Source organism: Bartonella sp. AP3QHHD, assembly GCF_042195765.1.
Classification (GTDB): domain Bacteria; phylum Pseudomonadota; class Alphaproteobacteria; order Rhizobiales; family Rhizobiaceae; genus Bartonella.
In genome coordinates, this window is the sequence record NZ_JBHIPC010000085.1 from 15,848 (window position 1) to 29,419 (window position 13,572).

The 13,572-nt window shown below is 37.0% G+C and carries 12 protein-coding genes and 2 pseudogenes; 8 read left to right on the forward strand and 6 right to left on the reverse strand.

Annotated features, from left to right (window positions below):
- Nucleotides 1–79 precede the first annotated feature (79 nt).
- Nucleotides 80–901, forward strand: a complete 822-nt coding sequence (locus ACFIL7_RS05280; RefSeq protein ID WP_375636538.1) for a SapC family protein — start codon at nt 80–82, stop codon at nt 899–901.
- Between the two features lie 3 nt (nt 902–904).
- Nucleotides 905–1,873, forward strand: coding sequence for a tyrosine recombinase XerC (locus ACFIL7_RS05285; protein ID WP_375636540.1), 969 nt, complete (start codon nt 905–907; stop codon nt 1,871–1,873).
- An 18-nt stretch (nt 1,874–1,891) separates the two neighbouring features.
- Here ACFIL7_RS05285 and ACFIL7_RS05290 read toward each other — a convergent pair whose 3' ends face one another.
- Entirely contained in the window at nt 1,892–2,164 is a 273-nt protein-coding gene (locus ACFIL7_RS05290) for a BolA family protein (protein WP_375612716.1), read from the reverse strand.
- Between the two features lie 123 nt (nt 2,165–2,287).
- On the opposite strand from ACFIL7_RS05290, the gene ACFIL7_RS05295 reads away from it, so the two are divergent.
- The 3 genes from ACFIL7_RS05295 (at nt 2,288) to cobT (ending at nt 6,000) form a co-directional block, all read left to right on the forward strand.
- The gene (locus tag ACFIL7_RS05295; protein WP_375606021.1) at nt 2,288–2,908 is read left to right on the forward strand and encodes a J domain-containing protein; all 621 of its coding nucleotides are present in this window, start codon (nt 2,288–2,290) and stop codon (nt 2,906–2,908) included.
- Nucleotides 2,909–3,109: 201 nt separating this feature from the next.
- Complete coding sequence (gene cobS, locus ACFIL7_RS05300) at nt 3,110–4,090, forward strand: cobaltochelatase subunit CobS (RefSeq protein WP_375612717.1); 981 nt, start codon at nt 3,110–3,112, stop codon at nt 4,088–4,090.
- A 14-nt stretch (nt 4,091–4,104) separates the two neighbouring features.
- On the forward strand, nt 4,105–6,000 hold the full coding sequence (gene cobT, locus ACFIL7_RS05305; RefSeq protein ID WP_375683424.1) for a cobaltochelatase subunit CobT: 1,896 nt from the start codon (nt 4,105–4,107) through the stop codon (nt 5,998–6,000).
- 49 nt (nt 6,001–6,049) lie between these two features.
- Here the strand turns inward: cobT and ACFIL7_RS05310 are convergent.
- The 5 genes and pseudogenes from ACFIL7_RS05310 to rpmB form a co-directional block, all read right to left on the reverse strand.
- A pseudogene (locus tag ACFIL7_RS05310) lies at nt 6,050–6,744 on the reverse strand (HaeIII family restriction endonuclease).
- On the reverse strand, nt 6,669–6,944 hold the full coding sequence (locus ACFIL7_RS05315; RefSeq protein WP_375633585.1) for a hypothetical protein: 276 nt from the start codon (nt 6,942–6,944) through the stop codon (nt 6,669–6,671). Before ACFIL7_RS05315 ends, ACFIL7_RS05310 begins: the two are co-directional and overlap by 76 nt.
- Nucleotides 6,945–6,952: 8 nt before the next feature.
- Nucleotides 6,953–7,803, reverse strand: a pseudogene (locus ACFIL7_RS05320) (DNA adenine methylase).
- Between the two features lie 556 nt (nt 7,804–8,359).
- Entirely contained in the window at nt 8,360–9,043 is a 684-nt protein-coding gene (locus ACFIL7_RS05325) for a VUT family protein (RefSeq protein ID WP_375633586.1), read from the reverse strand.
- 76 nt (nt 9,044–9,119) lie between these two features.
- Nucleotides 9,120–9,437: a 50S ribosomal protein L28 gene (rpmB, locus tag ACFIL7_RS05330; RefSeq protein ID WP_375633587.1), complete on the reverse strand. Its 318-nt coding sequence runs from the start codon at nt 9,435–9,437 to the stop codon at nt 9,120–9,122.
- Nucleotides 9,438–9,732: 295 nt separating this feature from the next.
- On the opposite strand from rpmB, the gene ACFIL7_RS05335 reads away from it, so the two are divergent.
- From ACFIL7_RS05335 to ACFIL7_RS05345, 3 genes are all read left to right on the forward strand, one after another.
- Complete coding sequence (locus ACFIL7_RS05335) at nt 9,733–10,515, forward strand: SURF1 family protein (RefSeq protein ID WP_375633588.1); 783 nt, start codon at nt 9,733–9,735, stop codon at nt 10,513–10,515.
- Between the two features lie 706 nt (nt 10,516–11,221).
- Complete coding sequence (purH, locus tag ACFIL7_RS05340; RefSeq protein WP_375683425.1) at nt 11,222–12,841, forward strand: bifunctional phosphoribosylaminoimidazolecarboxamide formyltransferase/IMP cyclohydrolase; 1,620 nt, start codon at nt 11,222–11,224, stop codon at nt 12,839–12,841.
- 346 nt (nt 12,842–13,187) lie between these two features.
- Nucleotides 13,188–13,340: a DUF1127 domain-containing protein gene (locus ACFIL7_RS05345; RefSeq protein ID WP_273790070.1), complete on the forward strand. Its 153-nt coding sequence runs from the start codon at nt 13,188–13,190 to the stop codon at nt 13,338–13,340.
- The last annotated feature ends 232 nt before the right edge of the window (nt 13,341–13,572 follow it).

The window sequence follows — 13,572 nt, forward strand, 5'->3', positions numbered from 1 at the left end:
CAATCTTGTTGCCATATGAGACAATCTTCTAAAAGACCTTTCTTGGTAACAAAAACAAATTAATAAAGGAGAAAGTCTTATGGCAAATATTATGCTATTTTACAAAGATATCACACCAATCAACAAAATTTCCCATAAAAATCTAAAATTTGCTCCTCCAACTGATATGTCTTTTGCCAAGGATACTCATTGGGTTCCTTTAGCAAGTACTGAATATTTTCAAGCAGCACTAGACTATCCTATTTTATTTATGTGCGCCGAAGATGAACAAAAAAAACGGCACTACACATCCGCAGCTCTTGTCGGTCTTTCTAATGACGAAAATGACTATATCGCTTCTGATAAAAGTTGGAAAAACAATACTTATGTTCCAGCTTTTGTCCGTCGCTATCCTTTTGTTTTGGCACAAATTAGCAATGAAAAAGAACTTTCTGTCTGCTTTGATCAACAGTCCGGTATGTTTAATGAAGTTGCAGGAACAGAACTTTTTAATTCCGATGGCTCTATTTCTCCTTTTATGGAAGAACGTATTCGCTTTCTTGAAAGTTTTAAAATCGCTATGGAGAAAACCTCTGAGTTTATTGATGTTCTTGTAGAAATGGATCTTCTAAGCCAAAAATCCATCAATGTGAAAAACGATAAAGGTCTCTCAGCGCAATTGGAACATTTTTGGGTTGTTGATGAAGAAAAATTGAATAAATTATCAGCAAGCCAACTTGCCAAACTTCATAAAAATGGCTTTTTAGGATTAATTTTTGCGCATTTGATGTCAACACACAATCTTGTGAAAATACTCTCTCTCAAAGGTGAAAAGCAACTTATCAATCGTGAAGAGCAACCCCAAAACAAGAATGGTCATTCTAACGATGAAAAATCTAAAAAGAAAGAAACTCTCAACTAGATAATGCCTATCAAAAACGACAAGAGAAAAGATGAAAATATTCCTCTCATTCCAGCAGACCATGCACTTTTAAACGCAAGGAAAAATTGGTTAGAGTGTCTTACCCAAACACGTCGTATGTCAGCACAAACAGTGCAAGCCTATGAACGTGATACGCGGCAATTTTTGTCTTTTCTCTGTCAACACTTAAATCATACACCAACCCTTACAGATCTTGCTCATTTACGCATCAGTGACTTGCGTGCTTATCTTGCTTATCGGCGTACAAACAATGTAAGTGCTCGTTCTTTAAGCCGCGGAGTAGCAGGCATCCGTTCTTTTTTCAAGTACCTATCACGTGAAGGAATCGTCAATGTTCCGGCGGCTCAGCTTATCCGAAGCCCCAAACACCCAAGATCGCTCCCAAAACCTTTAGCGATCAAATCAGCACTTCACATAGTCAAACAAGAAAACCAGCTAGAAAATGAACCTTGGATCAGCGCTCGTAATGCGGCTGTCCTCATGCTTCTCTATGGCTGTGGAATGCGAATATCAGAAGCCTTAAGCCTCACACCAGAACAATTTTCTGATCCTAAAAAAACAAGTTTATTTATAACAGGAAAAGGCGGCAAAACACGCCTTGTTCCTCTCATCAAAATTGTTTACGAAGCTGTACAAAATTATCTCAAATGTTGCCCATATCCTTTAGTGGATAACCAACCCATATTTCGCGGGGCACGAGGCGGTCCCCTACAGCCCGCCATTATTCAGAAAACTGTACGCAACTTACGAGCAAGCCTTGGTTTACCAGAAACTGTAACGCCTCATACACTGCGCCATTCTTTTGCCACCCATCTTTTATCACGGGGGGGAGATTTGCGCACGATTCAAGAACTTCTTGGGCACGCTAGTCTTTCCACCACACAAATCTATACCCACGTCGATACAGACCATTTGTTAAAAATCTATCAAAAGGCCCATCCCCGTTCCTAAAAACGTCTCATCAAAAAATTAGAGTGTTTCAACCTCAAGTGCCAAAGCATGAACACAAGTAGCTAACTCTTCTTGTAAAACTTTATAAATCGCTCGATGTATTTCTACGCGTGTCATATTAGAAAAAGAAGAAGATAAAATTTTCACTCGAAAATGTGTTTCTCCTTTACCATCAAAAGCATGTTCATTATGAGGATGTCCCTCATGAAGATGACTTTCGTTAATCACTTCAAGCTTTTGCGGATGAAAAGCATCCTGAAGCTTTCTCTGAATTATTGTTTCTATAAACATTTTTCATTCCTCAAACAAAATGAACGTGCAAAAATAACCTTTTTCATAATAGAATAAGTGTGAAAACAAATTTTTCAAAAGTCAATTCTTGTAAAATTAATCAATTTTGCATAAACCAATAATATGACAATAACATCTAAATTATTCGATTCAATTCGCATAAGCTCAAATAAAAAACAAAAAGCTGAGCCAGAAGCACAACAGTGTCAGTGGGAAGGTTGTGAAAAAACAGGGTCCCATAAAGCACCAGCAGGTCGAAATCACGAAGGACAATATTTATATTTTTGTATTGAACACGTACGCGCCTATAATAAAAATTTTAATTACTTCTCTGGTCTTAGCAATAAAGATATCGCAAAATTTCAAAAGGATGCTCTCACAGGACATCGTCCGACATGGCCTACAGATCTGAGCAATGGTACATCGAAAAAAACAGCCGCGAATTATGCAAAGATTCGCTCTGGCACAGCTGCCTATCAAAATCGCATGCGCGATCCCTTCACGCTTTTTACTGGGCAGCATTCAAGCAATAAGTTCTCACGAAAATTAAAGCCCTTAGAAGCAAAAGCTTTTGATACACTGGGACTACAGGCAAACGCTTCAGCAGAAGACATCAAAATGAAATATAAAGAGTTGGTAAAAAAGCACCATCCTGATTCCAATGGTGGTAATCGTGCTTCAGAAGAGCGCTTTCGTGATGTTTTACATGCTTACAATTTGCTAAAAAAGTCTGGTTTGTGCTGAAAACATGCGCTTATATGAGTCTATTTTCATTTAGACCATCATTATTTGCGCAAAATGTTACTTTTTTGCAAAACATTATAGAATACGTAAAAAAATCTTTCTTCAATATCTAAGGCTCTCATTATAGAGCATTGCATAAATACTTTAACTCTTGTATCGTTTCTAATGAATAAATAGCGTCCTCTCCCTTCCAGAAACATAATGACAAATCTTACCGTTGAAAATTTGCCCGATATTACACTTTGTGCTCGCGATCTATTTCATATTGAAACAGATCTGAAAGTCCCTGCTTTTAGCACAAAAAGTCCCCATGTTCCTGATATCGATCCTGATTATCTTTTTGATCAGCAAACAACTTTAGCGATTCTCGCAGGTTTTACCTTTAACCGCCGTGTAATGGTTTCTGGCTATCACGGTACAGGGAAATCAACGCATATTGAACAAGTTGCTGCACGTCTTAACTGGCCTTGTCTTCGCATTAATCTTGATAGTCATGTAAGTCGTATCGATCTTGTAGGAAAAGATGCTATCGTTTTAAAAGATGGCTTACAAATCACTGAATTTAAAGAGGGCATTTTGCCATGGGCTTATCAAAATAATATTGCTCTTGTTTTCGACGAATATGATGCAGGGCGTCCCGATGTTATGTTTGTTATCCAACGCGTTCTTGAAACCTCTGGAAAACTAAGCTTACTTGATCAAAGCCGTGTCATCTCTCCCCATCCAGCATTTCGTCTTTTTGCAACGGCAAACACCATTGGTCTTGGTGATACAACCGGTCTCTATCATGGTACCCAACAGATCAATCAAGCTCAAATGGACCGCTGGTCTATTGTTACGATACTCAATTATTTACCCCATGATAAAGAGGTTAATATCATTTGTTCAAAGGTCAAATCTTTTCAAACGGCTGAGGGAAAAAAGACAATTTCACAAATGGTTCATGTTGCTGATATGGTACGCCAATCTTTTATCAATGGAGATCTTTCAACTGTCATGAGTCCACGTACCGTCATTACTTGGGCAGAAAATACAACAATTTTTCAAGATGTCGGCTTTGCCTTCCGATTAACCTTTCTCAATAAATGTGATGAACTCGAACGTGCCACTGTTGCAGAATTTTATCAACGCGCCTTTGGACAAGAGCTTCCCGAATCACTCATTCATGGTGTTTCGCCTTAAGGAATCTGTCACTCATGGCTACCGATATTGGCGACAACAAAAATCTGGCAAAGGACTCTTCCAACAACACTCTTAATGCTGAAGCTTTTAAAAAAGCACTTTCCACCTGTATGCGTGCAATTGCAGGCACAAACAACCTTGAAGTTTCCTTTAGTCATAACCGACCATCTTTAAGCGAAAGTTGCGCGCGTTTACCAGAATTACCTCAATACGCAACGAATAAAGACATCACCATTACCCGCGGACTAGGTGATTCCATGGCTCTGCGCAAAGCATGGCATGACAACCGCATTCACATGCAATTTTCTCCACCAGAATCAGAAGCACGTGCTATCTTTGATGCCCTCGAACAAACACGTGTTGAAGCAATTGGTACTTTAGCCATGGAGGGACTTGCAAAAAATCTTGATGTCATGCTCGCCGATAAATACAAAAGAGCCCATTATCATAAGATTAGCAACCAAAGTGAAGCCCCCATCCAAGAAGCGATTGCACTTTTATTGCGTGAAAAAATAACAAAGCGCGCAGCTCCAAGAGAAGCGGGTCCTGTTTTAGAATTGTGGCGTCAAGAACTCGAACAAAAAGCAGCATCACAACTCAATGAACTCCCACATCATATTTACAACCAACAAGCTTTTGCACAGATTGTTCGCCAAATGCTTGTTACACTCAAAATGACAGTGCAACAAGCTGAAGCTTCTAACAGTGAAAACAATAAAAAATTAAAAAATGCGTGTGAACCTCAAGACCAAAGAGAAGAAGAGAGTAAAAACAAAAAACACGCTCAAAGTGAAGAACAAACCAGCACTGAACAAGAAAGTGATGTGCAAGATGATGGAAAAACACAAGCGACACAATCAAACAACAATGATCAAGCTGACGGCGAGCAAAAAAATGGACCTTGGCAAGAAAAGCCGAGCAAACCCAAACACCTTTTTTCTGATTCGGAACAAATGCAAAGACTTGGCAATTATAAAATATTCACCCGTCAATTTGATGAAATTTTGGAAGCAACAGATTTTTGTTCTGAAAACGAGTTAGATCACTTACGCCGTTATCTTGATAAGCAAATCAATCATCTGCAAAACATCGTTGGACGTTTAGCAAACCGTCTCCAGCGCCGCTTGATGGCGCAACAAAATCGCAACTGGAACTTTGACCTTGAAGAAGGATATCTTGATACAACACGGCTTCCACGTCTAATTATTGACCCCATGCAACCCCTTTCTTTTAAAATGGAAAGCAACACCCAATTTCGGGACACAGTTGTTTCACTCCTCATTGATAATTCTGGCTCAATGCGTGGACGCCCCATTAGCGTTGCTGCAAGTTGTGCTGATATTTTGGCACAAACTCTTGAACGTTGTGGTGTCAAAGTTGAAATTTTAGGTTTTACCACCAAAACTTGGAAAGGGGGCAAATCGCGCGAACAATGGCTTACCCAAAACAAACTCCATAATCCTGGACGCCTCAATGATTTATGCCATATCATCTATAAAAGTGCTGATACCCCATGGCGTCGCGCGCAACGCAATTTAGGTTTGATGATGCAAGAAGGATTATTAAAAGAAAATATCGACGGAGAAGCTTTGATTTGGGCTCATCAACGCCTTTTATCACGGCGTGAACAACGTCGCATCCTCATGGTCATTTCTGATGGTGCTCCTGTTGACGATTCGACACTATCGGTCAACTCCAGCAATTATTTAGAAAAACACTTACGCGCAGTGATTCAAGAAATCCAAACACACTCCCCTATCGAACTCATTGCCATTGGAATTGGTCATGACGTCACACGTTATTATCAACGTGCTGTAACAATTATGAATGCTGAAGAACTCGCCGACGCCATAACAAAACAATTAGAAATACTTTTTAGTGATAAAAGAACTCATATTCATAAGAAATAAACCTGCCTTGAATCAGCAACGATTACATTTTAAAAAATTATCTCTATCATTAAACCATCGGAATTTGATGACTAACAACCTGAGAAGATAATCCCACAAATTGAATATCGAACTTTAAGGAAGCTTCTACTTTACTGGATGCATTATGAATCCTAAAAGAAATGCTCCAACCATCTTCAAAATTATAATGAGTTTGTTTTTACTTTCTGGTTTTAGTGCAACGGATAAAATTTTGCTTGGAATTTTCCATTTACGACCATATCCTAGAGTGCCATTCAAATTAAAAGACTGAATAATAACCCGTTTTTGTTTAGATCTTGTATCTATCATAATCTTATAAAAATCATAAGAACCTATAACATACTGAAACAATAGCTTCACAAATTTATCTTGATAATCTAAACAAAGCCTTTGAAGTTCTTTAGAAAAAGCTTCTAGGATTGGAAGATAAACTCTGCTGTCTTTATCCTCTATATCTCTAAAGAACATCTTCTTATCTCTAAGCTCTGCTAAATAATCAAAAATAGGACTAACTTCATTGAAATAAACGCTGCTACAAGAATAACCTGTCCATTCTTTACCAAAATCTATTTTACTGGAAAGGCGAGGATGTTTGATAGCGCTATGATTATGTTTTGCAGAAATACCAATAGGATTTTCAGGAACTTTTAAAATAATATCACGGACATCTCCTTTGATCCCAACAAAATCTTCCTGAAGAACAATAGTTTTCGTGTTTCTAATATTTTTATCATGTAACTGTAAAAAATGGCTGCTTCAATAGAAGCAAGATTTAAAAGCCTTTTTTCAGTATCATTAAATAAATTATAAAAAGACTCCGCTATTTGAAAAGACGAATTAAACTCTATAGAAGCCTTTGTTGCTTTTTTAAAACCCATAGCCAAAGCATATTCAAAGGCTTTTCCATTTTCTACCTGATTCATGCAATTTCCTAAAGATCCTTACTCAAAATTACGAGTTCATTTGATTTTTTATTGTTTCCCATACCGTAAGTCCATTCAGGATTAAGTATTGTATGTCCTTTATAAAGTTCTCTAACTTCCACACAATCATTATAAGATAAAACCCATCCTTGACGCTTTCTCAAAAGTTCAGCAAGAGCTTGATGATCAAAAGAATTATGTTTATCGCCTTTGTGACCGTAAAGTTTTTGATTAATAAGGTACGGAGGATCACAATAAAGAAAATCGTTAGAGTGTTTAGGAATACTTTCTGTAAAATCTCTGTGTTCCACTATGAAGTTTTCAATCTTAAAATCTTTAAGCCGTTCAATAGAACGATAATTGAATCGGGGGTGTCCTGGAGACATACCACCAGAAAGTGTCGTTCCGGAAAAAGAAGAACGATTAAGAACAAAAAAACGGCAGCAATCTCTAATTGATTTTTAATATTCCCAAAAGTTTTTTGGAGATTATAAAACATTACGGGAGTCATATCTTCATATTCTCTCACTTTTTCTGCAAGAGCTGAAGCATCTTTCAAAAGCATCTGCCAAAAAATAACAAGCGGCTTAAAAGCATCATAAGCATAAACCCTTGTTCCTCTTTTTGCTAAGGTTAATTCAATTGAACCGCCTCCTACAAAAGGAGAACATAAAGTTTTCTGTTTCCTTATATAGTTATTAATAATCATAGGAACAGCACGACTTTTCCCTCCCGGATAACGAATAAGTGATTTTACAATAGGCAACTCCCTAGTCTCTCTCTGTTTTTTCAAGGAAGTTAATACAAAATTATCAAATAAAGCCTCTGTATGATCTGTTTGATTTATCATTTTATTCATACTATCAGCTCCAAGTATCGCATTTCTAACCTACAATTATCTAAAATAAACACTCGAAGCGTTTGCCAAATTCTACAGAGATCGCATTATAACAAATTGTAAATTCATTAACATATCTGCACAAACATTTGTTACTAAAATAATGATAAATATCAGTATAACCAAATTTTAAAACTGTCAAAAAATACTTGATACCATTGGTATTTATTTTTCTATTTATATACTACCCAAATGTATATCGAAATGTTTTTTCCTTTATAAGAACCAAGTTTCTTATAGCTCAAATAATCATAAGTAAGACATCACAACTCTTAACAAAACATTTTTGATCCTTTATAAGAGCTTTATTATCTGTTTTTAATGCTGATAAGATGCTCTTATCCCATACTGAATCAGTCAAAACCATTTCCTTACACATCGTAAGCATAGATGATGTATGGATAAATACAACTTGAGAAAAGAATCAAAATACCTCTTATAAATCCGCTTAAATTCTGCCCTTAGAGGACAGAACTCCCCTCCCCTCTTCTTTAGCAAAACAAAAGAACAAAGACCATTATTTGTTACAAACAAAAGAAGAATCATCCTTTGAAGGACTTTGATAAAGAGGAAGCTTTACAATATTAAGAATTGTTCCATAAGGAATCAACATAAACAGGCTCATAATAATTTTTACCGAAAAATCACCAAAAGCAAGCGATAACCAAACTGGCATGCCTATCCCTCCCAAAACAGTACTCTCCACTAGTGAACTATCAGCATAGCCTGTTATCTTATCAAGAACAGCAAACGAGCTAGAAAAAGCAAGAGCAAAAAACAGCACTGTATCCAAAGCTGAACCAACCAACGCTGCTGCTAAAGGTGCTTTCCACCATGTTTTACGTCGCAAAGGAGTAAAAACAACAATATCAAGGAGTTGCCCAAATAAAAATGCAAAACTAGAAGCAAGTGCAAGCCGTGGTGTCGCCAATATCCAAGAAACAAAGACACCCGTAAAAAAACCAGCATAAACCACACGCCGCGCAGCAGATGGACCATAAAAACGATTGGTCAAATCATTGATTAGAAAAGCAAATGGATAGGTAAAAGCCCCATAAGTCAACAGCGCATTCAAATCAAACCAATAGACAGGATATTGAACTAAAATATTAGAAGCCGTGACAGCAAGGCACATTGCAAAAATAGAAAAAACAACATACCTTTTCTTTTGCTGTTCTAATAAAAGACCGCTTGAAGACATTTTTTTAACCTGGGATATGGAACCAATAAAACAGAGCGATCAAAAAGAAAAAAGCCAAAAACAATAACGCTGAAAATTACGCTGCTTGTTCAGCCTTCTGCTCACCTTCTTGCTCAGCTTTTTTCTTAACGATTTGGCGTTTTAACAAACGCGCACGTTGTGACAACTCTTTATCGTCTGCTTTAATCAAAAAACCATCAAGACCACCGCGGTGCTCAACAGAACGCAACGCATTTGCTGAAATACGCAAGCGATAACTTTGCTGTAACACCTCTGAAATCAATGTCACATTGCAAAGATTTGGTAAAAAACGACGCCGAGTCTTATTATTCGCATGGCTAACATTATTACCATACAGAACCGTCTTCCCTGTCAATTCACATGCACGAGACATAAACTTCACCCTTAAACTCTAAGAAACTTTCAAATCCCCATACCCAAAGGACACAATGAACGCAAAACACGCGCAATGCAACCTTGAACGGGCATCATTGGGAAGTTTCTTTCTAATAGGGGGTCGACAACAAAAGGTCAAGTCTTTTATAAAACCTTTTTCATCTCTTGTTGGCTCATTTTTCATCTTTTTCCTCAATAAGGCGTGCAAATTCCACCAAAACGCGTACAAAATGTTTTTTTTAATATATACATGTTAGAATAAAAGCCTATTGTCCCGAAAGGAAGCACAAATCATGAGCAAAAAAGAGCCCCCTATGACAAAGCTTCAGGGAAATTCTTGCCGTTTTTCTTCTTTTTTATTTGGAACTTTATGTATTTGTTTTTTTCTTCTCTTCAGTGCATTAGGTATATGGCAAGTACAACGGTTAAACTGGAAAACAAATCTTATCACCAGTACCAATCAACGCATTCATTTGCCCCCCATAAAAGCCCCTCCAAAAAATCAATGGTCAGATGTTACTTTTGAAAAATATGAATATCAACCTGTTATTATCACAGGAAAATTTTTAACAGATAAAAATATTTTAGTCACTGCTGCCGCTCAAAATACTACAGGCTATTGGGTTTTGACTCCTTTAAAAACTGCTGATAATACACTGATCTTTATCAACCGTGGCTTTATCCCCATGGATGAACGTAACAATTTTCAAAACACAGAGCAATCACATACAAATGCCTTATCTCAGCAAAATTCTACCACAGACACAGAACAAACAACGATTATAGGTTTATTACGCATGAGTGAAAAAAATGGATTTTTCCCGCGTAAAAATAATCCTGACAAAAATTTATGGTATACGCGCGATCTCCCCGCTATGGCACAAAAACTTGGTTTGTCCACTGTTGCCCCTTATTTCATTGATGCCAGAAAAACATCTCCACAAGCAAAACTTCCCGTCGTTGGTCTTACGATTATCCATTTTCGAAATAATCATCTCGTTTATGCAATCACGTGGTTTATTTTAGCTACTGGTGTGTTAGGAGGTTTTCTTTTTCTGCTACGGCAAAAAAACTAAAAAAAAATACCTCTTCCATCTCAAGTAACAAAAATTTTTAGAATCTTGAAAACTGATAAAGAGAATAAAAGCTACCAACTTGCGCCTTTGTTAAATTAAAGATCATAAGCATACAATGAACTTTATACCATCCACAAAAGATTTACGCGACACTCTTATCAAAAAAACATCATAAAATAGGGTTGATTCATTAAAGATGTAATGCCCCAAAATGTGAAGAAATGCATTATCTTCACTCTTAAAAAGAATTGTCATAAACGCTTTTAAAAAATATAAAGCTAAATTTTAAAATAATAGAAAAGATGAGCACTCATTTTTGCCTTTATAATTTTATATTCTTGCTTCATTAGATTGTTTCCCATTTCAGAGATTACTCCAATTGATATACGCAATACTTTCGCCTTCATCTAATATAAAAGCTAATATAGCAAAGAACATACGGATACATTTTTTGTTTCACAACTGCTATGAAGATGAGATATTGAGTTATAAGCAACAAAAAAATATTTAATGTCTCAATGAGACTTTTATACCTATCACCACACCTCAAATGAGAGGTTTTTACAGGATAATAGAAAAAGGTGAATCATCCTATATTCTAAAAAGACAGTTTATCCTTTCAGTGTATTTTGCTAAAGGCTTATGCTATAAACGTATAAGCGTGTTTTACTAGAATTTTAACTCTTTCATTTTTAAGGCTGCTGTTATGGGTGTTGTTGCCAAAAATTTTCCCATACCTGATCTTCATCGGGTTCGTCGTGTTCTCTTTTCTGTGTCTGATAAAACGGATGTGGTTGCTTTTGCACAAGCCCTTCATGCTACTTACAATGTTGAATTAATTTCAACAGGAGGAACAGCCAAAACCCTCATAGCGGCTGGTTTACCCGTAAAAGATGTTGCTGAAGTTACCGGATTTCCTGAAATAATGGATGGGCGTGTAAAAACACTCCATCCTTTGATTCATGGTGCTTTGTTAGGGGTAAGAGAAGATCCTAACCATAGGGAAGCTATGGAAAAGAACAGCATTCATGTAATTGATCTTTTGGTGGTGAATCTTTACCCTTTTGAAGAGACGATCCTTTCGGGAGCTGATGGGCAAACGATTCTTGAAAATATTGATATCGGTGGACCGGCGATGATTCGCGCCGCGGCAAAAAATTATGCTTATACCGGTGTTGTAACAGCGATAAAAGATTATGATTCGATTCTAGCTGAATTAAAGCAGCATAATGGATGTTTAAGCTTATCTATGCGTCATCAGCTAGCAATGCGCGCTTATGCACACACCGCTGCTTATGATACGGCAATAGCATCATGGTTTGCACGGGATTTAGAAATTGAAACTCCATCGTGGCAGAGTTTTTCTGGTCATCTTGAAAACGTTATGCGCTATGGAGAAAATCCACATCAACAGGCAGCATTTTATCGCAATAATGAAAAACGTTTTGGTATTGCAACAGCAAAACTTTTACAAGGCAAAGCGCTTTCTTATAACAATCTGAATGATACAGATGCAGCCTTTGAACTCGTGGCAGAATTTGATCCGCAAAAAACCGCTGCTGTCGCTCTTATTAAACATGCCAATCCTTGTGGTGTTGCGGAAGGAGAAAATTTGAAAGAAGCTTATTTGAAAGCTTTTATGTGTGATAATGTATCGGCATTTGGTGGAATTGTTGCTTTAAATCAAATCCTTGATGAGGAATGTGCTGAAGAGATTGTTAAAATTTTCACAGAAGTGATTATTGCTCCTGATGCCACAATGGCGGCACGTGAAATTATTGCCAAGAAAAAAAATCTTCGTTTGCTCATTACAGGTGGAGTTCCTGATCCACGCTGTGGAGGACTTCTTGCGAAAACACTTGCAGGAGGTATTTTAGTGCAATCACGTGATAACGTGGTAGTCGATGATCTTAAATTGCAAGTAGTGACAAAGCGGGCACCAACTCAAGATGAAATGCGTGATCTTCAATTTGCTTTTCGTGTAGCAAAGCACGTTAAATCAAATGCTATTGTGTACGCGAAAAATAGCGCAACAGTTGGAATTGGAGCCGGACAAATGAGCCGCATCGATTCAGCCAAAATTGCTGCAAGTAAAGCAGCAGAAAGTGCGCAAAGAGCAGGCTTAATAGAAACTCTCACAAAAGGATCTGTTGTTGCATCAGATGCATTTTTTCCTTTTGCAGATGGTTTATTAGCAGCAGCTGAAGCAGGAGCAACAGCAGTTATTCAACCAGGAGGCTCCATGCGTGATGAAGAAGTTATCGCCGCTGCTGATGCACAGGGGTTAGCGATGGTTTTTACAGGAACACGTCACTTCCGCCATTAATAATTTTGCTGCTTTTCTTTTCGTATGAGACAAATGTTTCAAGGAATTTTTCATAATTATCGTATGACTATTGATAACTGTTGAAATGGAAGCAGTTATTCAATCCAAAGAATCTACACGTGAAGAAGTTTATCACCGCAGAAAATGCACATAATTTAGCCATTGATTAGGGATAAGATGTTCTTGTTGATATTTTTAATGGTTACCCTTTCGCATGAGGAAAATGTTAAAGGGATATTATCTTGTATGTAGATGCATACCTGCTATGATATTATAACACAACTCTTTTTAGTAATATACTCTATTCTTAAACTAAAGAGTGTAATGAAAAGTTTGAGTAGAGGATATGAATATTCTACGTTTTTATAGTAATTGGCGCCGTTATCGTCGAACCGTTAATGCGTTAAGTCGTCTTTCAACATATGAACTCAGCGATCTTGGAATTTGTCGAGGTGATATTGATTCAATTGCACGACGTTATTCGCGTAAATCTTTATGAAAATTGTTTGAGATATTTGAGAGAATGCTTTGCTATAAAAAAGTGCGCATTTTGTGGTTTGTTATTATGACTTCATTTTTAGTATAATAACAAAGAGCAGAAGGGTTATTTTTCTTGGACATTGTAATGTATTGTTTCTCGAATTTTCAATGCTTCTGTGATGTACAACATTTGATTTGTAATAATAATTTAGCGTTATTCATATTAAATTAGAACCCCGAATACCGTAAGT